Origin of the sequence: Pseudomonas farris, assembly GCF_019145235.1 — a bacterium.
In the GTDB taxonomy this organism is placed as follows: Bacteria; Pseudomonadota; Gammaproteobacteria; order Pseudomonadales; family Pseudomonadaceae; genus Aquipseudomonas; species Aquipseudomonas farris.
In genome coordinates this window covers 26481-51004 of the sequence record NZ_JAHSTV010000014.1, presented here as the reverse complement: position 1 = coordinate 51004, position 24524 = coordinate 26481, and the positions used below count along the sequence as shown (strand labels likewise).

Below are 24524 nucleotides of genomic sequence, written 5' to 3'. Positions count from 1 at the left end.
CTAAAAGCTGCGGATCACGCAGCCTTTGGCGGAAATTTCGGTGCGCGCAACCCCAACTGCATACCTTGCTTGACCATACCCATGATGTCTTCGTGGGCCAGATCGAACAGGCGCTTGAGGTTGGGCAGGACAAAGTACAGCGGTTGCAGAATGTCGATGCGGTACGGCGTGCGCATACATTCCAGCGGGTCGAACGCCTGATGCTCAGGCTCGTTTGACAGGCAATAAACGGTTTCTTTCGGCGAGGACAAAATACCGCCACCGTAGATGCGCAGGCCTTGTGGGGTGTCGACCAGACCGAACTCGATAGTCATCCAGTACAGGCGCGCCAGATACACGCGTTCTTCCTTGGAAGCCTGTAGGCCAAGTTTGCCGTAGGTGTGGGTGAATTCGGCGAACCAGGGGTTGGTCAGCAGCGGACAGTGGCCAAAGATCTCGTGGAAAATGTCCGGCTCTTGCAGGTAATCCAGCTCTTCGCGGGTACGAATAAAGGTCGCCACCGGGAACTGCTTGTTTGCCAGCAATTCGAAAAAGGTCTGAAAGGGAATCAGCGCGGGGACTCGGGCAACCTGCCAACCGGTGGTTTCACCGAGGACCTTGTTGATTTCACCGAGTTGCGGAATGCGGTCGTGGGGCAGACCGAGTTTTTCGATACCGTCCAGGTATTCCTGGCACGCACGGCCCTCGACCACTTTCAATTGGCGAGTGATCAGCGTGTTCCACACCGCGTGTTCTTCGGCGGGGTAGTCGATAAAACCTTGCGCATCGGGCTCGCGAGCCACGTATTGCGTCTGCTTCATGCTGCTCTCCTGCTAGGGGATTCGTTCTTGTTGTGTGTACAGCTATAGACCTAGAAATACCCCAAGGGGTGCGGTGTTGCAGCAGGTGACCCGCGGTGAGAGTAGGAAAAATCTCGGCTTTTCGTAAAGTATTCGTTACGGATTGATCGCTAAGGCGCAAGTATTGATATTTGCGGGTTTGAAATGGCTCACAGGTGTCACATAATCTTGACGACTAACTTGGTGCCCACGCAGAAAATTTCTTGCGCCGGGCCTCGATCACCGCTGTTACGGGCCTTTATATGCGTATCAAAGTCCACTGCCAGAACCGCATCGGTATCCTGCGCGATATTCTCAACCTGCTGGTCGAGTACGGGATCAACGTTGCTCGCGGCGAAGTGGGTGGTGAGCACGGCAATGCGATCTATCTGCACTGCCCGAACCTGATCAACATTCAGTTCCAGGCGTTGCGTCCGAAGTTTGAGGCGATTGGCGGGGTATTCGGCGTCAAGCGCGTAGGGCTGATGCCCAGCGAGCGTCGGCACATGGAGCTCAATGCCTTGCTCGGGGCCCTGGAGTTTCCGGTGCTGTCGATCGACATGGGCGGCTCCATCGTCGCGGCCAACCGTGCAGCAGCGCAGTTGCTCGGGGTGCGGGTGGACGAGGTGCCGGGGATTCCGCTGTCGCGGTACGCCGAGGATTTCGATTTGCCGGAGTTGGTGCGCGCCAACAAGTCGCGGATCAACGGCTTGCGGGTCAAGGTCAAGGGTGACGTGTTTCTCGCCGACATCGCGCCGCTGCAATCGGAGCATGACGAAAGCGAGGCCATGGCCGGTGCGGTGTTGACGTTGCACCGGGCGGATCGGGTGGGCGAGCGCATCTATAACGTGCGCAAGCAGGAATTGCGCGGCTTCGACAGCATTTTCCAGAGTTCGAAAGTGATGGCGGCGGTGGTGCGCGAAGCGCGGCGCATGGCACCGCTGGATGCGCCGCTATTGATAGAAGGCGAAACCGGCACCGGCAAAGAGTTGTTGGCGCGGGCCTGTCACCTGGCGAGCCCGCGTGGGCAATCACCGCTGATGGCGCTCAACTGCGCCGGTCTGCCGGAGTCCATGGCCGAGACCGAACTGTTCGGCTACGGCCCCGGTGCCTTCGAAGGGGCGCGGGCCGAAGGCAAGCTCGGGCTGTTGGAGCTGACAGCGGGCGGCACGTTGTTCCTCGACGGCGTCGGCGAAATGAGCCCGCGCTTACAGGTGAAATTGCTGCGCTTTCTGCAGGACGGTTGCTTCCGTCGTGTCGGCAGTGATGAAGAGGTCTATCTGGATGTGCGGGTGATCTGCGCAACGCAAGTGGACTTGTCCGAGCTGTGTGCTCGCGGTGAATTTCGCCAGGATTTGTACCACCGCTTGAACGTGCTCTCGCTACACATCCCGCCGCTGCGAGAATGCCTCGACGGCTTGGCGCCGCTGGTGGAGCACTTCCTCGATCAGGCCAGTCGGCAGATCGGTTGTCCGTTGCCGAAACTGGCGCCGGCGGCGATGGAACGGCTCAGCCATTATCATTGGCCGGGCAACGTGCGGCAATTGGAAAACGTACTGTTCCAGGCGGTTTCCCTGTGCGACGGCGGGACCGTCAAAGCCGAGCACATTCGTCTGCCTGACTACGGCGTGCGTCAGCCGCTTGGCGATTTTTCCCTTGAGGGCGGCTTGGACGAGATTGTCGGGCGCTTTGAAAAGGCGGTGCTGGAACGTTTGTATTCCGAGCATCCGAGCAGTCGGCAACTGGGCAAGCGGTTGGGGGTTTCGCATACGACCATTGCCAATAAGTTGCGTGAGTATGAGGTCGGTAAAGAGCCGGGCTAGACAGCTTTTGTGGCGAGGGGGCCGTGTTGGCTGCCAAGGTCGACGCTTGCCGCAAGCGGCATAACACCGCCGGTTTTTCGTCTTCGACACATTCCCCCAATCCCCTCTGAATCCCTCAAGTCCTTTGTTTGCCGGGCCCGGCGCCGCCAGAAAAAAGTTGGTCTGCAAATTGCTTATGGCTCAGCAGTACAGCGGTGGGCGGCAAACGTCCGGCATGCAGAGGAAAGAGTGTGGACAAGTACCTTTATGTGGCAATGACCGGCGCCAGCCAGAATGCACTGGCGCAGAAGGCTCATGCGAACAACCTGGCGAACATCTCTACCAACGGTTTTCAGAAGGACCTGGAACAGGCCCGTTCGATGCCGGTGTTTGGTGACAGCTTTCCGGCGCGTGCGTTTGCCATGAGCGAGCGTCCGGCCACCGACTTCTCCCCGGGTGCGCTGGTGCAAACCGGTCGCGACCTCGATGTCGCGGTGCAGGGCAATGGCTGGATCGCCGTGCAGAACCCCGATGGCGGTGAAAGCTACGTGCGCACCGGCAGCCTGAACGTTGACGCGCTGGGCGTGCTGCGCGCCGGCAACGGTATGCCAGTGGTAGGCAATGGCGGGCCGATTGCCGTGCCGCCCGAGCAACAAATCGAAGTCGGCGAAGACGGCACCATCAGCATCCGTGCGATGGGCGAAGGCCCTCGCGTGATGGCCGAAGTCGACCGTATCAAACTGGTCAACCCAGACTTCAAGAACATGACCAAAGGCCTGGACGGTTCGATCCACACCAAGGATGGCAAGCCGGCGCAGGCCGATGCCAACGTCAAGCTGGTGTCCGGGTTCCTTGAGTCGAGCAACGTCAATGCCGTGGAAGAAATGACCTCGGTGCTGGCGCTGGCCAAGCAGTTCGAGCTGCACATCAAGATGATGAACACCGCCAAAGACGATGACCAGGCCATGGCTCGGGTCTTGCAGATCAGCTAATTATCAGAACGTCGCGCCGTAAAACAGGCGCACGAGGAGAATCGAATGCTTCCGGCTCTATGGGTTGCCAAAACAGGTCTGTCCGCCCAGGACACCAACCTCACCACCATTTCCAACAACCTGGCGAACGTATCGACCACGGGTTTCAAACGTGACCGCGCCGAGTTCCAGGACTTGCTGTATCAGATCAAACGCCAGCCAGGCGCCCAGTCGACCCAGGACAGCGAACTGCCGTCGGGTCTGCAAGTGGGTACTGGTGTGCGCATCGTCGGCACCCAGAAAAACTTCACTGCCGGTAGCCTGCAAACCACTGAGCAGCCGTTGGACATGGCCATCGACGGTCGCGGTTTCTTCCAGATTCTGCAGCCGGACGGCACCACGTCCTACACCCGTGACGGTACGTTCCACCTGGATTCCAACGGCCAGATCGTCAACGCCAGCGGCTTCGCCCTGGAGCCGGCCATTGTTATTCCGAACGATGCTCAGACCTTCACTGTCGGCCGTGACGGCACCGTGTCCATCACCGTTGCCGGCAACCCGGCCTCCCAAGTGATCGGCAACCTGCAAACCGCCGACTTCATCAACCCGGCCGGTCTGCAAGCGGTGGGTAACAACCTGTTCCTGGAAACCGCTGCCAGTGGCGCGCCGCAAGTCGGCACCCCGGGCCTCGCCGGTTTCGGTACCACGCTGCAGAACACCCTGGAAACGTCCAACGTCAGCACCGTTGAAGAGATGGTCAACATGATCACCACTCAGCGCGCCTACGAGATGAACTCCAAAGTGATCTCCACTGCCGATCAGATGCTCTCGTTCGTAACGCAGAATCTGTAATCAAGTCTATGAGGCGGCCATGAGGTCGCCTGCAACACCGTGAGGTAGGGTCATGAATCGCTTTGTATCTGTTCTGGCACTGAGTGGGGTCGTCGTGCTCGCGGGCTGCGTCGCTCCGCCGCCCAAGCCCAATGACCCTTACTACGCCCCGGTGTTGCCGCGCACGCCGCTGCCGGCTGCCGCCAATAACGGCTCGATCTACCAGGCCGGTTTCGAGCAGAACCTGTACAGCGACCGCAAGGCGTTCCGGGTCGGTGACATCATCACCATCACCCTGAACGAGCGCACCCAGGCGAGCAAGAACGCCAACTCGCAGATCGACAAGAACAGCGACACCAGTGTCGGACTGACCTCGTTGTTCGGCTCCAGCCTGACCACCAACAACCCTATCGGTGGCAATGACCTGAGTCTGAACGCCGGCTATAGCGCCGACCGCGCGACCAAGGGCGACAGTAAGTCCGGCCAGAGCAACAGCCTGACCGGTTCGATTACCGTGACCGTCGCCGACGTGTTGCCCAACGGCATCATCGCCGTGCGCGGCGAGAAGTGGCTGACCCTCAACACTGGCGATGAGCTGGTGCGCATTGCCGGCCTCGTTCGCGCCGATGACATCGCCACCGACAACACCGTGTCGTCGACCCGCGTCGCCGATGCACGCATCACCTATTCGGGCACCGGTGCGTTTGCCGATGCGAGTCAGCCAGGCTGGTTCGACCGTTTCTTCCTCAGCCCGCTGTTCCCTTTCTAGGTGGCTATGTTGAATCTTAAACACCTGATGGTGGGCGCTCTGTTGCTGACCGCAGCCTTCGATGCTCAAGCCGAGCGGCTGAAGGACATCGCCAGTATTTCCGGCGTGCGTTCCAACCAATTGATCGGCTACGGCCTGGTGGTCGGGCTTAACGGCACCGGCGACCAGACGACCCAGACCCCGTTCACCCTGCAGACGTTCAACAACATGCTTTCGCAGTTCGGCATCAAGGTGCCGGCAGGTTCGGGCAACGTGCAGTTGAAGAACGTTGCAGCGGTATCGATCAGTGCCGACTTGCCAGCGTTCGCCAAGCCGGGTCAGCAGGTGGATATCACCGTTGCGTCCATCGGTAACTCCAAGAGCCTGCGCGGCGGCACCTTGCTGCTGACGCCGCTCAAAGGTATCGATGGCAACGTCTACGCCGTCGCTCAGGGCAACCTGGTGGTTGGCGGTTTCGATGCCGAAGGTCGTGACGGTTCGAAAATCACTGTCAACGTTCCGTCGGCCGGTCGCATCCCTGGCGGTGCATCGGTCGAGCGTGCGGTGCCAAGCGGTTTCAATCAGGGCAACAGCCTGACCTTGAACCTCAACCGTTCGGACTTCACCACCGCCAAACGCATCGTCGACAAGATCAACAACATGCTTGGCCCTGGCGTCGCTCAGGCCATCGACGGTGGTTCGATCCGCGTGACTGCGCCACTCGATCCGAGCCAGCGGGTCGACTATTTGTCGATCCTCGAAAACCTCGAAGTCGACCCGGGTCAGGCGGTGGCGAAAGTCATCATCAACTCGCGGACCGGCACCATCGTGATCGGCCAGAACGTCAAGGTTTCCCCGGCCGCCGTGACTCACGGCAGCCTGACCGTAACCATCACCGAAGACCCGATCGTCAGCCAGCCTGGCCCTCTGTCCAACGGGCAGACGGCGGTGGTGCCGCGCTCGCGGGTCAACGCCCAGCAAGAAGCCAAGCCGATGTTCAAGTTCGGCCCGGGCACCACCCTCGACGAAATCGTCCGGGCGGTGAACCAGGTCGGCGCGGCACCGGGTGACTTGATGGCGATCCTCGAAGCGCTGAAGCAGGCCGGCGCGTTGCAAGCCGACCTGATCGTGATCTGAGGACGGCGGCCATGGATATGCGTAAAAGCGGTCTGGTCAGCAGCAGCGACTCGGGTTCCTACTCGGACCTGAATCGCCTGAACCAGCTCAAGGTCGGCGACAAGAACAGCGATGCGAACATGCGCAAAGTGGCGCAGGAATTCGAATCGCTGTTCCTTGGTGAAATGCTCAAGTCGATGCGCTCGGCTACCGAAGCGCTGGGCCAGGACAACCCGCTCAACACACCTGCAGCCAAGCAATACCAGGAAATGTACGACCAGCAGTTGGCTGTTTCCATGTCCCGCGAAGGCGGCGGTATTGGCCTGGCAGACGTACTGATGCGCCAGATGTCGAAGAACAAACCGATGGCGCCGGGGGAGGCCGCAGCGGCGTCCGCCGCCAAACAGGCTGCCGCGAAAGCCGCCGTGGAAACACCGATTGCCGCCGGTACGGTCGCCACCAACGGGCCGCTGTCGCGTCTCAATGGTGAGCGCCCGTTGTGGGCTTCGCGTTCGGTGAAGACGCCGACAAGCGCGGGGGAGGGCGCTCATCGCAATGACATGGCGCTGATCAATCAGCGGCGTCTGGCGTTGCCGCCGAAACTGGCTGATCGTTTGCTCGCCGGGCTGGTGCCGTCGGCATCGACGGCTGCAACAACCGCCACAACACCGCAGAACAACATCCAGGTGCCGCAAAGCACCAAGGCAGGTTCCGGCCCTCTGTACAACGGCGATTGGCTGGCTTCGCAAACGGATACGACATCCAGCGGGCGCCTGCAGATTTATGGCCGTGCCATGGCTCAAATACCCTTGGCACCGCCGAAGAAAGCCTTCAGTTCCGCCGACGAATTCGTCAACACCATGTTGCCGATGGCCAAAGAAGCTGCCGACCGTATCGGTGTCGATCCGCGTTATCTGGTGGCTCAGGCTGCCCTGGAAACCGGTTGGGGCAAATCGGTCATGCGCGCCCAGGATGGCAGCAGCAGCCACAACCTGTTTGGCATCAAGGCCAGCAGTAACTGGAAGGGCGATTCGGCGCGCGCGATCACCAGCGAATTCAGAAATGGCGAGAGGGTCAAGGAGACGGCCGAGTTCCGTTCCTACGGCTCTTACAAAGACAGCTTCCATGACCTCGTGACGCTGCTGCAAAGCAATAATCGCTATCAAGATGTGCTGAAGTCGGCCGATAACCCAGAACAGTTTGTACGCGAGTTGCAAAAAGCCGGGTATGCAACCGACCCGGATTACGCAAGCAAGATTTCGCAGATAGCCAAGCAGATGACGAGTTACCAAAACTACGCTGCGGCGGGCGCTTCCACCACGCCTTTATAGGCATAAGGTATAAGGTTTGAACCATGAGTTTGCTCAATATCGGGATGTCGGGTTTATCCGCTAGCCAAACCGCGCTGATGACTACCGGCAATAACATTGCCAACGCCGACACCTCCGGGTACTCACGCCAGCAAACCGTGCAGGGCACCAAGGCCTCGAATCAGTTCGGCAATGTCTACATCGGCACCGGTACGACCCTTGCCGATGTGCGTCGGGTGTATAACAGCTACCTCGATGCGCAGCTGCAGACCACCACTTCGCTCAACAGCGACTCGGCGGCCTACGCCGGGCAGATCAGCCCGCTCGATGCGTTGCTGTCGGACAGCGGCACCGGTCTCAATGGCGCCCTGACCAAATTCTTCGCCTCGGTACAGAACGTCAACGCCAAACCGGGCGACGATGCTTCCCGCCAACTGCTGCTCAGCGATGCGCAAGCCCTGAGCAACCGATTCAACTCGATCTCCAGCCAGTTGACGCAGCAGAACGCCAACGTCAATGGCAACCTGGCGGACATGGCCGATCAGGTCAATAAACTGGCCGCTACCGTGGCTCAGTTGAACCAGAAAATTTCCGAAGTTTCCAACGCAGGCGGCATGCCCAACGACCTGCTCGACGCGCGCAACGAGACCGTACGCCAGTTGTCCACCTTCACCGGTGCGCAAGTGATCGAGCGTGATGGCAACCTTGATGTTTACCTGGGCAGCGGTCAGCCGCTGGTCATGGGCAGCACCGTCAGCAAGCTGGAAGTGGTGCCGAGCAAAGCCGACCCGTCGCGTTCGGCCATTCAGCTCAATCGCGGTTCGAGCACCATCGATGTCACCTCGGTGATGACCGGTGGCGAGATGGGCGGTTTGCTGCGCTATCGCAGCACCGTGCTGGACCCGGCCATGAACGAGCTGGGGCGTGTGGCGCTGGTCGTTGCCGATCAGATGAATACCATTCAGGCCCAAGGCATCGACAAGAACGGTGACTTCGGCTCGAATCTGTTCAACAGCATCAACAGTGCCGCGCAAATGGCCCAGCGCAGTATTGCCACAGTCGGCAACAGTGCGGGCTCGGGCAATTTCGATGTGACCATCGAGGACAGCGGCAAGCTGACCATCAACGATTACAAGGTCACGTTCACCAGTGCCACCGACTACACCTTGCAGCGCCTGCCTGAAGGCACCGCCATGGGCGCGTTCAGCACGCTGACCACGCCGCCGCCAGTGATCGATGGTTTCTCCATGAAACTCACCGGTGGTACTGCAGCCGCCGGCGACACCTTCAAGATCACCCCGACCCGCAACGCGGCGACCAACATCAAGACCGAGATGACCGACTCCAAGCGTCTGGCCATCGCGGCACCGTTGGGTGCGGCAATTGCTGCTGGCGGCAGCGGCACATTGACGATTCCGGCCAGCGGTCAACCGACCCTGACTACGCAGTTCGATATTTATGACTCGGCCACCACTACAGCGATCCAGAACGGCCTGAAGACTTCGACGCCGGTCAAGATCGTGTTTGGTGCGGCCGGTGGTACGACTCAGACTTACCAAATGCTCGATGCCCAAGGTAACCCACTCAGCAGCGGCACCATTGTGCCGGGCCAGAACAATACGCTGAGCCTGACCATTCCACTGGTCGACGCCAGCGGTGCCGCGATCAATGATCCGGGACCGCCAGTCGTGCAGCGTACTGCATCATTCGACATGACCATCGCGGGCTCGCCGGGTACCTCGACGGCGATCAACGTGTCGCTCAGTCAGCCAGGTTCTCTGGACAACCGTAACGGCACCGTACTGGCCGGTCTTCAGACCAAGCAGACTGTGGACACCGGTTCGGCCAGCAACGGTATTTCCCTGAACGATGCCTACGGCAAACTGGTCTCGGGTGTTGGTGCCAAGGCGGCCCAGGGAAAACTCGATAGCGCTGCCACCGAAGCGATTCTGGCCAATGCCAAAGGCGCTCGCGATTCGCTATCGGGTGTCGACCTCGATGAGGAAACCGGCAATCTGGTCAAGTATCAGCAGTACTACACCGCGTCTTCGCAGATCATCAAGGCTGCGCAGGAAATCTTCAGCACACTGATCAACAGTCTTTAAGGAGTCGTAGCCCATGCGCATTTCTACCGCCCAGTTTTACGAGTCCTCTGCTGCCAACTATCAGAAGAATTTCTCCAACGTGGTCAAGAGCAGCGAAGAGGCCAGCAGCCTCGTTCGCGTCAACACCGCGGCCGATGATCCGGTCGGCGCTGCGCGCTTGCTGCAATTGGGCCAACAGGCTTCGATGCTCGACCAATTCTCAGCCAACATGACCACCATCAAGGGCACGCTCGGGCAGACCGAAGCGGTGATGACCAGTATCGGCAACGTGCTACAACGCGCCAAGGAGCTGGCGTTGGGCGCTGGCAACGCCGGCTATACCGATGCCGACCGCCAGGCGAACGCTTCCGAATTGGGTCAGATTGAAGAGCAATTGCTCAGCCTGATGAACACCAAGGATGAAAACGGCAAGTACATCTTTGCCGGATCCAAGGGCGATGTCGTGCCGTTCAGCCGCAACACCGATGGCAGCTACACCTACAACGGTGATCAGGTCACACTGGATCTGCCAATTGGCGATACCCAGTCGATGGCCACCAACAGCACGGGTTGGGAGGTGTTCCAGCAGGCGATCAACACCACCCGGACGCAGACCACGCTCACCGCGCCTGCGGTCGATGATGGTCGTGTGGTGTTGTCCAACGGTCAGGTGGGCTCCGATGTCACTTACAACGCCAAGTTCCGCAGCGGCGAGCCTTACACCGTGTCGTTCCTGAGCAGCACACAGTTACAAATCACCGATGCGCTGGGTAATGACGTAACGGCAGAAGCCAGTCAGGGCGGTGTGTTCTCTTCCAGTAACGCAGCCACTCAAACCGTGAGTTTTCGTGGTCTTGACCTGAAACTCAATATCAACCTCAAGTCGGGTGATACCACCCCAGACACGGTCATCGCCGGGCACAGCTTCACGCTGGCAGCCAAGCCGGACAGCTTCAACACATCGCGCAGTCCGGGCAATCCGTCGACTGCATTGGTGACTGACGCTTCTGTAACCAACAGCACCGACTACCATGCCAGCTTCCCGGGCGGCGGGGCGATTCTCAAGTTCACCAGTGCGACGAACTTCGAACTTTATGCCGCGCCAGTGACCGCCAACAGTAAGCCGGTGTCCACCGGTACCATGGCCGGTACGACCGCGACAGCATCGGGTGTCTCGTTCACCTTGGCCGGTACGCCGGGGGCAGGTGATCAGTTCTCGGTGGCGGTCAATACGCATCAGACCCAGAACATTCTGGATACCGTCAGCCAACTGAAAACAGCGCTGTCGACGCCAACCAACAATGATCCGATTATCACTCAGAAAATGAACGCTGCAGTCACTGCCGGTATCGGCAACCTGTCCAGCGGCATGGATCAACTTGCTTCGAGTATCAGTTCTGTAGGTGGTCGCGGTGCGTCATTGGTGACTCAGACCGATATCAACCAGAGCCTGGCACTCGCCAACACCCAGACCCAATCGGCCATTCGCGATTCCGATCCGGCTGAAGTGATGACCCGCCTGACTCTGCAGCAGACCATGCTGCAAGCTTCGCAACTGGCGTTCAGCAAGATCGCTCAGTTGGGGCTGTTCAACAAAGTCTGAGTCAAGGCCTTCGCGATGATCTCGCGAAGGCTTGCGACTGCCGAGTGCAAACCGTCTTTATTCAGCGGTTCGGGGAGTTTCACTTCGTTGAAGTAAGCTCCCGCCGCTCGCGAGTTCTCCCGCCGTGAAACCAGCACCTCTTGTCACCATTGCCATTCCCGCCTTCAACCCGCAGTTCTTCCAGACAGCGCTGCAAAGTGCGCTGAGTCAGACCTACGCCAATCTTGAAGTGATCGTCTGCGATGACAGTGGAGGTGACGAGATCCGCGAGATTGTCGATGCCTGTGAGGTGCCTGTCTCGATTCGCCTGCGCTATGTGCGCAATCCGCAGTGCTTGGGTTTTCAGGCCAACCTCATGGCCTGTACGCAAGAGGCCAGCGGTGACTATCTGAAGTTGCTGTGCGACGACGACCAACTGCTCCCTGAATGCATCACTCAGCAGATCATCGGCTTCATCGACCACGAAGACGTCAACCTGGTGATCGGCCAGCGGCAGTTTTACGACGGTGATTACATCCTGCTTTCCGACCGTGTGGAAAACTGCTGCTTTTCCACAGGTGTCACCTTGTTCAAGGGCGAGGATCTGCTGGGCATTCTGGAAAGCACCCCGATCAACTTTCTCAGTGGTCTTAGTGGGGCATTGTTGCGAACCCGGCATGCGCTGGAATATTTGCCGGCCCTGACCCAGATTGGCGAAGGTTTTGTCGCCCGTCTGGACTTCGCCTTGTTCGCCTGTCTGCTACGGCGTGGCAATCTGGTGGTGGTGAGTCAGGTATTGAGTCTTGAGCGCTTGCATCCGGCGCGGCTGAGCAATCAGGCGCCAATCAAGGCTGCGGTAATGACAGAGCTCGATTGGCTCAAGCAAATGCTTGCCTTGCGCAGTGGCGAGCCGGCGCCTGCACCGGGCTGGGTGCGTTATCTGGCACTGGCCGATGCGATTGAGGGTCAAGCGTATGCCTGGGAAGAAACCAGTCTTGGCCGGCAACTGGGCTTCATTCAAACGGTGGTGCGCACTCGGGTAGGTGACGACTGCGACAGCTTTACCGATATGTATGGGCAATGGCTGTCCTGCCGTCATTTGAACCCGGCTCAGCAACGTTTGCTCGAGGCTCGTTTGCAGAGTTGGAGCTGGCGTCCGCGCATCGTGCCGATTGTTCTCGACAGCGAAGGCGATGTTCCGGCGCTCGAGGAGACGCTCAAGAGCATTCGTCAGCAAACCTATGCCGCCGAGCAAGTGGTGGTGCTGTCCGATTCGCAGCGCGCCTCGTGCGACGGCGTGCGTCATGTGCGTCTGGAAGATGATTCGGTTGCCCAGTTCAATCGCCTGCTGGCCCAGTTGGACAACGCAGACTGGATCTATCTGGTTCGCGCGGGCGATCGCTTGAATGAACTGGCTTTACTGTTACTGGCAGAGCGCATAGTTGAAACGCCTGACGTGCGCTGCCTTTACAGTGACGAAGGCGGATTGCGCGATGAGGTATCGATCGAGCCGGTGTTTAAGCCGGATTTCAACCTGGATCTGATGCGCAGCTACCCCTATGTCGGCCGGGTGCTGGCCCTGCAGCGGCAACGGGTTATCGAGCTGGGCGGCATGGCAGACGGTTTTGGCGAGCTGGGTGTGCATGATCTGGTCTGGCGTGTGGTGGAGAGTAACGGGCCGCACGCTATCGGTCATATTGCCGAAGTCCTTGTGGAGTCCACCTTGCGTCTGTCCCAGTGGCTGGCGCAACCGCAGGTCATCCAACAGAACCCGTGTGTGCTGGCTGCGCATCTGGAGCGGCTCGGCGCACCCCACCGCATCCGCTCCGGCAGCCAGCCTATGATCAACCGTGTGGATTATCTGCACGATCAGCCGGCCATGGTTTCGATCATCATTGCGACCCGCAATGAGCTCGGCTCTCTGGAGCGTTGTGTCGAAAGTCTGTTGGATAAAACCGCTTGCACGCGATATGAGATTCTCATTGTCGACAACGCCAGCACGGCTGTGGATGCCTGCAATTGGCTGTCGGCGATGGAGCAGGTGGGCAGTGACAAACTTCGGGTGTTGCGCTGCGATCATGGCGACAATCTGGCGGCAGTGCAGAACTTCGCTGCCGGCCACGCCCGCGGCGACTATCTGCTGTTTCTCAGCCCCTACAGTGTCGTTGTCAACCCGGATTGGCTCGACGAGTTGCTCAATCACGCTCAGCGTCCGGAAGTCGGCGTGGTCGGTGGTCGGCTGCTGAGCCCGCAAGGACGTATCGAGGGGACGGCCCTGGTGCTGGGATTGCGGGGTGCCGTGGGTGTTCCCAATCGTGGTGAGCCGCTCAACACGTCGGGTTACATGCAGCGCCAGCAGACAGTGCAGAATTTCAGTGCCGTGGGCATCGATTGCCTGCTTGTGCGCAAGAAGGTTTTTGATGATCTTCATGGCCTGGACGAGAAAAATCTGGCGCAAGCACTCAATGGCGCTGACTTCTGTCTGCGTGTGAAGCAAAGCGGATACCTGGTGGTGTGGACGCCCTACGCCGAGTTGATGCGAGTGGTTCCGTCCTCTGCCTTCAATCCCGCTCCCAAGGTGTTGCAGGCCGAGCAAAAAAGTTTTTACCAGCGATGGTTGCCAGTGGTGGCCAGGGATCCGGCCTACAACCCCAATCTGAGTCTGGGCACCAGTAATTTCAGTTTGGAGCCGGGACTCAAGGATGGCTGGAACCCGTTCTCGCGTCAGCTTTTGCCCAATGTTCTGGCGATTCCAATCAATACGACTGCCGTGGGTCATTACCGGGTCACTCAGCCGTTCCTTGAGTTGGAGGCGGCCGGGCGTGTGGTGGGGCACCTGACTTATCAGGCGCCGACGGATATTGAGCTCGAGCGGCGTTCTCCCGACGTGATCGTGTTGCAGGGGCGCTATAGCCAGGGCGCGGTCAATGAGGTCGAACGAATCAAAAACTGCTCTCGCGCTTTCCGGATCTACGAACTTGACGATTATGTGATTGATGTTCCGAAAAAGAACGCACACCTGCGCAAGGCCGAGGTCGGGGTCGATAAAATAGTGCGTCGTGGCGTAGGGTTGTGTGATCGCGTCGTGGTCTCGACCCAGCCTTTGGCTGATGCATTGCGTGACATGCATCACGATATCCGGGTCGTCCCGAACATGCTCGCGCCGCACCTCTGGGTCGGGCTCACCAGTCAGCGCCGCACTTCTCGCAAACCTCGCGTGGGTTGGGGTGGCGGGACGAGCCATGATGGAGATCTGGCCATCATTGCGGACGTGGTGCGTCTGCTGGCCAACGAAGTCGAATGGGTGTTCTTCGGCATGTGTCCGCCGGCTTTGCGTCCTTTTGTCCATGAGTTTCATCCCAGCGTCGGCCTGGAAGCCTATCCGGCCAAACTGGCCAGCCTGAACCTCGACCTGGCGCTGGCTCCCCTGGAGTTCCACATCTTCAACGACTGCAAGAGCAACCTGCGCTTGTTGGAGTACGGCGCCTGCGGTTATCCGGTGATCTGCACCGACACCGAAGCCTATCGCGGCTATCTACCCTGCACCAAGGTTGTGAGCAACAGTACCGAAGAATGGCTTGAGGCAATCCGCATGCACCTGTCCGACCCTGATGCGAGCTATCGCATGGGTGATGCACTGAGAGAAGAGGTGCTGCGCGATTACATGCTCAAGGGCAACAACCTCAATTACTGGGCCGAGGGCTGGTTGCCAAACTGATCCAGTATTAAAGGCCATACGCTTGGGGACGCACCCGGTCTACATGATCCGGGTTCGTCCCTTTTTTGTGCCTTCTATTTGGATTTATGAGCTGGCGCGTTTCCTGCAAGTCCCCCTCATATCGCCATAAAACGAGCGCTGCGGCCGGTACGCCAGCGCCTGACCACGGCAGAGCGTTTTAGCCAGACAGCCCGCAAAAGCCTGAAATAGCTTGGCCGAGCTCTGTGAAGAACAAGAGGGGAGACGATGAAGGCAGTAATTCTGGCGGGTGGCCTGGGCACGCGCATCAGCGAAGAGTCGCACCTCAAGCCCAAGCCGATGATCGAGATCGGCGGCAAGCCAATTCTTTGGCACATCATGAAACAGTACTCCGCCCACGGGATTCATGACTTCGTGATTTGCCTTGGCTACAAGGGCTATGCGATCAAGGATTTCTTCGCCAACTACTTCCTGCACACCTCCGACGTCACCTTCGACATGCGCAACAACCGCATGGACGTGCACCAGAACTACAGCGAGCCGTGGAGCGTCACCCTCATCGACACTGGCGAGGAAACCATGACCGGTGGCCGCTTGCTCCGCGCCGGCCGCTACCTCAAGGATGAAGAGGCCTTCTGCTTTACCTACGGCGACGGCGTCTCCGATATCAATATCCGTCAACTGGTGGACTACCACACCGCCCACGGTCGTCTGGCGACCGTCACTGCCGTACAACCGCCGGGCCGTTACGGTGCCCTGGAGCGTCACGGCGATCAGGTGCTCGGTTTCACCGAGAAGCCCCGTGGTGACGGCGGCTGGATTAATGGCGGTTTCTTTGTGCTTTCGCCCAAAGTGCTGCCGTACATCGGCGGTGATGACACCACTTGGGAAGCCGAGCCTTTGGCCCGTCTGGCCCAGGATGAACAGTTGAAGGCCTTCGAGCACGAAGGCTTCTGGCATCCGATGGACACCTTGCGTGACAAGAACCACCTCGAAGCGTTGTGGCAGAGCGGGGAGGCCCCATGGAAGCAATGGGCCTGAGTCCGGAATTCTGGCGCGGTAAAAGGGTTCTGCTGACCGGCCACACCGGTTTCAAGGGCAGCTGGCTGACGTTGTGGCTGCAAAGCCTCGGTGCCGAGGTCAGCGGGTTTTCGCTCGATCCGTCCACCGAACCGAGCCTGTTCGAACTGGTCCGGGTGCATGAGGGCATCAACGATCAGCGCGGCGACCTGCGTGACCTCGGCGCCTTGCTGGAGCTGATCGCCGAAGTGCAGCCGGAAATCGTCCTGCACCTGGCGGCCCAGCCGCTGGTGCGCGAAGGCTATCGCGATCCGCTCGGCACCTATTCCAGCAACGTGATGGGAACCCTCAATCTGCTCGAAGCGATCCGCCAGGTCGGTGGCGTGCGCGCCTGCGTGCTGGTGACCACCGACAAGGTCTACGCCAACAAGGAATGGCTGTGGCCTTACCGCGAAGACGAAGCCCTCGGCGGTCACGATCCTTACAGCAGCAGCAAGGCTTGCTGTGAATTGTTGGCGCAGTCTTACGCCGCGTCGTTCTTCCCGGCTGACAAGTACGCGGAACACGGTCTGGCGTTGGCCACCGCGCGCGCCGGTAATGTACTGGGCGGCGGGGACTTCGCGCCTGAGCGCCTGATTCCCGACGTGCTCAAGGCTTGGTCGGCGAATGAGCCCGTGACCCTGCGCTACCCGCAGGCCGTGCGCCCGTGGCAGCACGCCCTGGAACCGTTGGCCGGTTATCTGCAATTGGCCGCCGGCCTCTACGAGCAAGGCCCGGCGTTTGCCGGCGCGTGGAACTTTGGCCCGAGCGAAGCGGACATGTGCAGCGTCGGCGAAGTGGTCGAGCTGCTCGCCAGCCGCTGGCCGCAAGCGCGCGGCTTGCGCATCGAACCGAGTGATTTGCATGAGGCCGGCCTGTTGCGCCTGGACAGCAGCCGTGCCCGTCAACTGTTGGCCTGGCAACCGCGCTGGTCGTTGCAGCAGTGCCTGACCCAGACCCTCGATTGGCACTTGGCGTGGCAGAACGGCGATGACATGCGTGAAGTCACCCTGGGCCAGTTGAACCTGTACCGAGGCGCACTATGAGTGAATTTCTGTTGAAAGCCTTGCCGCTGGCCGGTTTGTTCAGCGTGCAGCACAAACGTTTTGAAGATGACCGCGGGCAATTTGCCCGGCTGTTCTGCGAAGGCAGCTTGAGCGCCTTCGGCGAGCCGTTTCATATCCGCCAGATCAACCATTCCTGCACACGTTTACGAGGCAGTGTACGGGGGCTTCATTATCAAAATTCCAATGCGCCGGAAGCCAAGCTGGTCACTTGCCTGCGGGGCGAAGTCTGGGATGTGGCGGTGGACTTGCGTCCCGACTCAGAAACCTTTCTGCATTGGCACGCCGAGCACCTGAAGGCGGGTGACGGCCGCAGCCTGTTGATCCCGGCCGGGTTTGCCCACGGTTTCCAGACCCTGACCGATGATGCCGAATTGCTCTATCTGCACAGCGCCGATTACGCACCGGAGCACGAGGGCGGTTTGTCGGTGAACGATCCACGGCTGGCCATCGCTTGGCCGTTGCCTGTCAATAATCTGGCGGTCCGGGACGCCAGCCATTCCTTGCTCGATGAACACTTCTCTGGAGTGCGTCTATGAACAACTGCCGTGGTTGCGGTACTTCTTTGGTCTTGCCACTGATCGATCTCGGCACATCGCCGCCGTCCAATGCCTACCTGCGCGCCGATCAACTGGAGCAGGCCGAGCAATGGATGCCGCTGAAGGCTGCGGTGTGTCAGCACTGCTGGTTGGTGCAAATCGAGGATTACTTCCGCGCCGATAGCCTGTTCGACGCCGAGTATGCGTATTTCAGTTCGTTCTCCAGCACCTGGCTGGCCCATGCCGAGCGCTATGTGGCCGAGATGGTCGAGCGCTTCGGCTTGAGCGCCGACAGCCGCGTGGTGGAAATCGCCGCCAATGACGGTTACCTGTTGCAGTATGTGGCGGGGCGCGGCATTCCCTGTCTGGGCGTCGAACCGACCCGCGGCACCGCGCAAGCGGCGCGGGAAAAAGGTCTGCAGATTCGCGAACTGTTCTTCGGTCGCGACACCGCTGCGCAACTGAACAGCGAAGGCTGGGCCGCCGACCTGATGGTCGCCAACAACGTGTTGGCCCACGTCCCGGACATCAATGATTTCCTCGGTGGTTTTGCCTGCTTGCTCAAGCCGACCGGTGTGGCGACGTTCGAGTTTCCGCAACTGCTGACGCTGATGGCCGGCCAGCAGTTCGACACGCTCTATCACGAGCACTATTCCTACCTGTCCCTGACTGCCGTGCAGACCTTGTGCGAGCGCAATGGCCTGAAGGTGTTCGACGTCAGTCAGCTGTCGACCCACGGCGGGTCGTTGCGGGTGTTCGTCCAGCGTGCCGACGGTGTTCGCCGAGAGGTGCAGACAAGTGTTCAGCAGCAGCTGCAGGCCGAATGTGCAGCGGGGGTGAAAAACCCCGAATACTACGCAACCCTGGCGCCAGCGGCCGAGGGCATCAAGCACGAACTGCTACGGTTCCTGTTGCAAGCCAAGGCCGACGGCAAGCGTGTAGCCGGTTATGGTGCCGCGGCCAAGGGCAACACGTTGCTCAACTACGCCGGGGTCAAAACGGACCTGTTGGCTTGGGTGGCCGATGTCAATCCGCACAAGCAGGGCAAGTACATGCCGGGTAGTCGTATTCCGATCGTTTCGCCGGCGCAGATCGATCTGGAAAAGCCGGATTACATCCTGGTGTTGCCGTGGAACCTGTTGCGCGAGGTAAGTCAACAGTTGGCTCAGGTGCGGCAGTGGGACGGCCGATTCGTGATCGCCGTGCCTGAGTTGACCGTGCTGTGAAAGTGCTCGTGACCGGAGCCACCGGGTTCGTCGGCCGTCATTTGGTCGAATCCTTGCTCGCCCGTGGCTGCGAAGTCCGGGCCGTGGCACGTAACGCCGAGACCGCTGCGCAGTTGCCGTGGATCAACGCCGTGGAGTTCGTGGCGGCGGATATTCATACCGCCGACCTGGACCTCGGCGCACTGACCGATGGCGTCGATGCCTTGGCGCATCTCGCCTGGCCAGGGTTGCCGAACTATCAGGCGCTATTTCACTTCGAGCACAACCTGATGGCCGATTACTGCTTTATCAAAAGCGTGGTGGCAGCGGGCGTGAAGCAAATTCTCGTGACCGGTACCTGCTTCGAGTACGGCATGCAGAGCGGGCCACTCAGCGAACAGACCGAGGCGCGGCCGAGTAACCCTTACGGGCTGGCCAAGAACACTTTGCGTCTGTTCCTCGAAAACCTGCAGCGTCAACAGCCGTTCACCCTGCAATGGGCGCGGTTGTTTTACCTGCACGGGGAAGGGCAGAACCCCAACAGTTTGCTGGCGGCACTGGATCGGGCAATCGAGGCCGGGGACGACAGTTTCAATATGTCGGCCGGCGAGCAGTTGCGTGATTACCTGGCGATCAACACGGTCGCCGGTTACCTCGCCGCGATCCTGCAACAGCGCGAATTTGACGGCGTGATCAATTGTTCCAGCGGCCAGCCGATATCGGTCAGAGCGCTGGTCGAACAACGGTTGCGTGAGCGCGGCGCATCGATCGATTTGAGTCTGGGTCATTACCCATACCCGACCCACGAGCCGATGGCGTTCTGGGGCGTGGCGGACCGCTTGCAACAGCTACTGGGAGCAGAGCATGAGGCATGAGTTGTATCGGGTCGCCGACCTGCCGGTGTTGCAGAACCGGACCTTTGCCGATGCGCAATCAGCGAAAGCTTCGGCCTGCGCCGACATGGTGTTGGTGCAAGACGAGGCGAGCGGGCTGATCTTCAATCAGGCCTTCGACGCCGACAAGCTCAGCTACGACGCTGACTATCAGAACGAGCAGGCGCATTCCGGCCAGTTCCAGAAGCACCTGAGTGATGTCGAAGGGATCATCGCCCGCCACTTCAAGGGTCAGGCGCTGATCGAAGTCGGCTGCGGCAAAGGCTATTTTCTTGAGCTGCTAAAAGGCCTGGGCTACGCCATCACCGGCATCGACCCGGCCTACGAAGGCGACAACTGCGATGTGATCAGGGCGCCGTTCACTCGCGGCCTGGGGCTGTCGGCGGATGCCATCGTATTGCGCCATGTGCTGGAGCATATTCAGGAACCGTTGAGCTTTCTGGCGGTCATCGCCGAGGCCAATCAGGGCGGGCAGATCTACATCGAAGTGCCGTGTTTCGACTGGATTCTCGAGCACCGTGCCTGGTTCGATCTGTTCTACGAACACGTCAATTATTTCCGCCTCGATGACCTGCGCCGGATGTTCGGCACCGTGCACGAAGCCGGTCACCTGTTCGGTGGTCAATACCTGTACATCGTCGCCGACCTGGCCACGTTGCGTCTGACCCCGGAGCAACCGGTGCCGCGCCTGACGCTGCCCGAAGGTTTCACCGCCAGCCTCGACAGCGCCGTGCAGATCATTCAGGCCGCGCCCGAACAGGGTTCGGCGATCTGGGGCGCCTCGTCCAAAGGCGTGATTTATTCGCTGTTCCTGCAACGTGCGGGTGTGGCGGTGGATCGCGTGGTGGATATCAACCCGGCGAAACAGGGCCGATATCTGCCCCTGAGCGGCGCGCGGGTGTCCTCGCCGCAAGAGGCCATGGACGCTCTGCCCGAAGGCGCCAACCTGTTTGTGATGAACTCCAATTACCTCGAAGAAATCAAGCGGATGACCGGTGGACGCTACGTCTACCACGCCGTCGACAGCGCTTCGTTCCAGTGACTATTGAGATTCCAAAAATGACCGACAACACCATCAATAAAGCCTTCGAAGCCGAATGCCAGGCAGAAATCGCGCGTCAGGGTGACGACCAGAAACTCACCGGTCTGGCCCAGGAGTTCTTCAACGAATCGGCCAAGCACAAATACAGCTATCACTTCTCGTGGATGGGCCGTCCGATCATTCAGTTGCCGCAAGACATGATGGCGGTGCAGGAAATCATCTGGCAGGTCAAACCGGATCTGGTCATCGAGTGCGGCATCGCCCACGGCGGTTCGATCATTTACTACGCCTCCTTGCTGGAGCTGCAAGGCCACGGCGAAGTGCTGGGCATCGACCTCGACATTCGTCCGCACAACCGTGAAGCCATCGAAAGCCACCCGATGAGCAAGCGCATCAAGATGATCGAAGGTTCGAGCATTGATCCTGCGATCGCCGCACAAGTGCGCGCCGCCGCCGAAGGCAAGAAAGTCATTCTGGTGCTGGACTCCAACCATACCCACGATCACGTGCTCGAAGAGCTGCGCCTGTATGCACCGCTGGTGTCGGTGGACAGCTACTGCGTGGTGATGGACACCGTCGTTGAAGACATGCCGGCCGACTTCTTCCCGGATCGTCCATGGGGCCCGGGCGACAACCCGAAAACTGCCGTATGGAAGTACCTGGAAGAGAACAAGGACTTCGAAATTGACCGGCAGCTGCAAAACAAATTGCTGATCACCGTGGCGCCGGACGGCTATCTGCGTCGCGTTCGTTAATCAAAAAACAGCTTCAGGTACTTGGCGATCGGCCGGTTGTGGGGATAGGAAAATGCAGGTTCAAAGCAGCACTCAAACCAACGTGACACCGCTGAACGAGCTGTTCACGGTGGTTTTAATCACCCACAACCGCAGTGCGTTCCTGCGACGCGCCTTGCAGTACTACAGCAGTTACTCCGCCAAGGTGCTGGTGTTGGATTCGTCCGTGCAGGGCGACGAACGCATCGCGGACGATTTTCCGTCGGTCGACTATCGCCATTTGCCGCAGTTCACCTATACGGGGTTTCAGCAAAAGCTTGCGTACGGCGCAAGCCAGGTCACCACGCCCTACATGGTACTGGCCGCTGACGATGATTTCCTGCTGCACGATGCATTGACCGAGTCGGTGAACTTCCTCGAGGCCAACCCCGATTACGGTATGTGCCACGGCTACTGCCTGATGTACCTGACGCACTCCAACTATGTGCAGTACTACCGTCGCGACAAGAAGGTGAAAGAGGATTACAACGCCGAGCGCGGTCAGGATCGTGTACTGGACTACATGAGCCAGTACATTCCGCCGTTCTATGCGGTGCACCGCACTTCGTTGTTGCAGGACTGGTACGCGGCCATGCCGCAAGGCACGATTTTCGAGTGGCAGGAAATCGGCCATGTGTATTACATGCTCGCGCGGGCCAAGGCGCGGATTTTGCCAACGCCTTATGTGGTGCGTGAGGTCAACTATGGCCGTTCGGATCACAATACCGAAATCATTCACGTCCTGAGTTTCAAAGACGCACGCTCCGTCGCCGAGCGTGAGCGCTTTGCCGGTTTCCTCGCCACGCTGCCGACCGGCATCAGTGACCTGAACCAGACGCAGACCGCCGAGTTTGCCCTGCAAAGTTTCCAGGCCCTGGCCGACAGCCTGGCGGCGCGCAATGCATTGACGATCGAACCGATCTTCGAGTCCTACTGGAAGGACCCCACCATCGGCCCGAAACGCGCATTCGGGCCTCAGCAGTATGTCGAGATGCCGTTCTACAACCAGGCGTTTTTTGATCAACTGACCGAGTGCGAATTCCTGCTCCATGCGATGCCCGCTGGACGCTTGCAGCTGGAAGAAATGGAAGGTGCATTACTTCAACAGCACACATTGCAGCGCCTCTATTCCAATGACACGTCCGAGACCATTCAGAACCGTTTGCTGCATGCCGTACAGTTGGGCGCCTTCAACCGTCGGGTCGTGCAAAAGCTGGTGCAGCAACTGCTGGACATGGGGGAGAGCGCCGATGCGGAAATATTGATGGACTGGATTGCACGTTTGGACAGCGTACCGACCTACGACAGTCGTCAGTTGCTGGACAGTATGCCCTCGGGTCGACTGTTGAACTGGCTACAGGCCCGCGAGCCGAACGACACCGCGGTACGGAAAATCAATCAACATCTGGCGGCCAACGAGGGCGGGCCTCAGTTCGGCATTCTGTTGCTGGACCTTGAAGCCGACATGGACAAGTTGCAGGTCACCTTCGACAGTCTGATGGAAAGCGCTTTCCGCGCTTTCAAGGTGGTGGTCTTCACCACCGGTGATTTGCCCGAGGTCACCACCGAACAAAATACCGTGCATTTTGTAAAGGTCAGCGCAAGCAACTACGTCGATAGACTGAACCAGCTTGCCCAGCGCTCGACCTCGGACTGGCTGCTGTTGGCCGAGGCCGGTGATGAGTTCACCGCTGCCGGCTTGCTGCGCGCCAGCCTTGAGTTGCAGAACGCCGAAGGTTGCCGTGCGGTGGCGATGGATGAGATTCAGCGTCGTAGTAACGGCACATTGACCGAAGTTTTCCGCCCGGCCTTCAACCTCGACCTGCTGCAAAGTCTGCCGGCGTTGACCGCCCGGCACTGGCTGATCCGACGTGAGGTGCTAGTGGATGTCGGTGGTTACGACCGCGAGTTCAGCGATGCACTGGAATTCGACCTGCTGCTGCGCCTGATCGAAACTGGCGGGCTGGCGGGTCTGGCGCATTTGGCCGAGCCATTGCTTATCACCCCGGCGGTGGAGCTGGCACCGAACGAGCACCAACGTCAGACCCTGGTGCGCCACTTGGCAACCCGTGGCTATCAGGCTCAGGTGAGTGCCGAGGCGTTTGGTGGCTTGCGGATCGACTACCGCCATGCCGCGCGTCCGAAGGTATCGATCATCGTGCGCAGCGAAGGCGGTCAGGAGCAATTGCAGCGCTGCCTGGTGAGCGTATTGCAGCGCACGCGCTATCAGAACAACGAAATTATCATCGCCGACAATCACAGTCAGTCAACCGACCTGCTGACGTGGCTCGACAGTCTGGAGCAAAACGGCCGCGGGCGGATTCGCCTGATCAAGAACGAGCAGCGCGTGAGCCCGTCAGCACTGCTCAACCAGGCCGCTGCTCAGGCCCAAGGTGAGTATCTGATACTGCTCGCGGCGGACGCCGAGGTGGTCAATGCCAATTGGATCGAAGCCTTGCTCAACCAGGCTCAGCGTCCTGAAGTGGGTGTGGTGGGTGCCAAACTGGTTGATCGCGAAGGCAGCGTGACCGGTGCCGGTCTGATTCTGGGTCTCAATGATGGCGTGGCTTCTGCGTTCATCGGGGAGAAAAAAGATGCACCGGGGCACATGCATCGTCTGCTGGTCGAGCAGAACTATTCGGCCGTTTCCGATGCTTGTCTGATGGTGCGCAAGGAGGTGTTCGACGCACTGGGCGGGCTGGATGAAGAACATTTCGAGCAAGCGTATGCCGATGTCGACTTTTGCCTGAAAGTCGCTGATGCCGGGTTGCTGACCGTATGGACCCCGCAAGTGCAAATCACCCATCCCGGCACTTTGCCGGATCACCCGCAGGCGGCAGCCGCTCTGCGCGACAAGTGGCAATCGCGCTTCGAACAGGATTCAGCCTACAACCAGAACCTGGCCTTGACCGGCAAGGGCTTTACTCTCAGCGAACCGACCCGTGTGAACTGGGCGCAGTTGCTCGCATAAGCCTGGCTGACAGGTAAAA

18 protein-coding genes are annotated in these 24524 nt (G+C 59.6%); 17 read left to right on the top strand and 1 reads right to left on the bottom strand.

What is annotated here, in order from left to right; genetic code table 11:
• Window positions 1–14: 14 nt before the first annotated feature.
• Entirely contained in the window at window positions 15–800 is a 786-nt protein-coding gene (gene phhA / locus KVG95_RS25555; RefSeq protein ID WP_008074887.1) for a phenylalanine 4-monooxygenase, read from the bottom strand.
• A 281-nt stretch (window positions 801–1081) separates the two neighbouring features.
• Between phhA and KVG95_RS25550 the strand changes: the two genes are divergently transcribed.
• The 17 genes from KVG95_RS25550 (at window position 1082) to KVG95_RS25470 (ending at window position 24505) form a co-directional block, all read left to right on the top strand.
• On the top strand, window positions 1082–2641 hold the full coding sequence (locus KVG95_RS25550) for a sigma-54-dependent transcriptional regulator (protein WP_123720667.1): 1560 nt from the start codon (window positions 1082–1084) through the stop codon (window positions 2639–2641).
• A gap of 230 nt (window positions 2642–2871) precedes the next feature.
• A complete protein-coding gene (locus tag KVG95_RS25545) occupies window positions 2872–3612 on the top strand; it encodes a flagellar basal body rod protein FlgF (RefSeq protein ID WP_063342887.1) in 741 nt (246 codons plus the stop codon).
• A gap of 45 nt (window positions 3613–3657) precedes the next feature.
• Window positions 3658–4443: a flagellar basal-body rod protein FlgG gene (flgG, locus tag KVG95_RS25540; protein ID WP_008011001.1), complete on the top strand. Its 786-nt coding sequence runs from the start codon at window positions 3658–3660 to the stop codon at window positions 4441–4443.
• A 52-nt stretch (window positions 4444–4495) separates the two neighbouring features.
• On the top strand, window positions 4496–5191 hold the full coding sequence (gene flgH / locus KVG95_RS25535; protein ID WP_123720668.1) for a flagellar basal body L-ring protein FlgH: 696 nt from the start codon (window positions 4496–4498) through the stop codon (window positions 5189–5191).
• Window positions 5192–5197: 6 nt separating this feature from the next.
• Window positions 5198–6307 (top strand): flagellar basal body P-ring protein FlgI, encoded by a 1110-nt coding sequence (locus tag KVG95_RS25530; protein ID WP_008014241.1) that lies wholly within the window; start codon window positions 5198–5200, stop codon window positions 6305–6307.
• An 11-nt stretch (window positions 6308–6318) separates the two neighbouring features.
• On the top strand, window positions 6319–7617 hold the full coding sequence (gene flgJ, locus KVG95_RS25525) for a flagellar assembly peptidoglycan hydrolase FlgJ (RefSeq protein WP_217858385.1): 1299 nt from the start codon (window positions 6319–6321) through the stop codon (window positions 7615–7617).
• A 23-nt stretch (window positions 7618–7640) separates the two neighbouring features.
• Entirely contained in the window at window positions 7641–9701 is a 2061-nt protein-coding gene (gene flgK / locus KVG95_RS25520; protein ID WP_217858384.1) for a flagellar hook-associated protein FlgK, read from the top strand.
• A 13-nt stretch (window positions 9702–9714) separates the two neighbouring features.
• Complete coding sequence (locus KVG95_RS25515) at window positions 9715–11283, top strand: flagellar hook-associated protein 3 (protein ID WP_217858383.1); 1569 nt, start codon at window positions 9715–9717, stop codon at window positions 11281–11283.
• Between the two features lie 124 nt (window positions 11284–11407).
• A complete protein-coding gene (locus tag KVG95_RS25510; protein ID WP_217858382.1) occupies window positions 11408–14980 on the top strand; it encodes a glycosyltransferase in 3573 nt (1190 codons plus the stop codon).
• A gap of 246 nt (window positions 14981–15226) precedes the next feature.
• The gene (rfbF, locus tag KVG95_RS25505; RefSeq protein WP_217858381.1) at window positions 15227–16000 is read left to right on the top strand and encodes a glucose-1-phosphate cytidylyltransferase; all 774 of its coding nucleotides are present in this window, start codon (window positions 15227–15229) and stop codon (window positions 15998–16000) included.
• Window positions 15982–17064, top strand: a complete 1083-nt coding sequence (rfbG, locus tag KVG95_RS25500) for a CDP-glucose 4,6-dehydratase (protein WP_217858380.1) — start codon at window positions 15982–15984, stop codon at window positions 17062–17064. The genes rfbF and rfbG overlap by 19 nt, the downstream gene beginning before the upstream one ends.
• Window positions 17061–17621 carry a dTDP-4-dehydrorhamnose 3,5-epimerase family protein gene (locus tag KVG95_RS25495; RefSeq protein ID WP_217858379.1) on the top strand — a complete coding sequence of 187 codons (561 nt, stop codon included), beginning with the start codon at window positions 17061–17063 and terminating at the stop codon, window positions 17619–17621. The genes rfbG and KVG95_RS25495 overlap by 4 nt, the downstream gene beginning before the upstream one ends.
• The gene (locus tag KVG95_RS25490) at window positions 17618–18847 is read left to right on the top strand and encodes a class I SAM-dependent methyltransferase (protein ID WP_217858378.1); all 1230 of its coding nucleotides are present in this window, start codon (window positions 17618–17620) and stop codon (window positions 18845–18847) included. The genes KVG95_RS25495 and KVG95_RS25490 overlap by 4 nt, the downstream gene beginning before the upstream one ends.
• Window positions 18844–19701, top strand: a complete 858-nt coding sequence (locus tag KVG95_RS25485) for an NAD-dependent epimerase/dehydratase family protein (protein ID WP_217858377.1) — start codon at window positions 18844–18846, stop codon at window positions 19699–19701. Before KVG95_RS25490 ends, KVG95_RS25485 begins: the two co-directional genes overlap by 4 nt.
• The gene (locus KVG95_RS25480) at window positions 19691–20761 is read left to right on the top strand and encodes a class I SAM-dependent methyltransferase (RefSeq protein WP_217858376.1); all 1071 of its coding nucleotides are present in this window, start codon (window positions 19691–19693) and stop codon (window positions 20759–20761) included. Before KVG95_RS25485 ends, KVG95_RS25480 begins: the two co-directional genes overlap by 11 nt.
• A 17-nt stretch (window positions 20762–20778) precedes the next feature.
• Window positions 20779–21516, top strand: a complete 738-nt coding sequence (locus KVG95_RS25475) for a cephalosporin hydroxylase family protein (protein WP_217858375.1) — start codon at window positions 20779–20781, stop codon at window positions 21514–21516.
• A 52-nt stretch (window positions 21517–21568) separates the two neighbouring features.
• Window positions 21569–24505, top strand: coding sequence for a TIGR00180 family glycosyltransferase (locus tag KVG95_RS25470; RefSeq protein ID WP_217858374.1), 2937 nt, complete (start codon window positions 21569–21571; stop codon window positions 24503–24505).
• The last annotated feature ends 19 nt before the right edge of the window (window positions 24506–24524 follow it).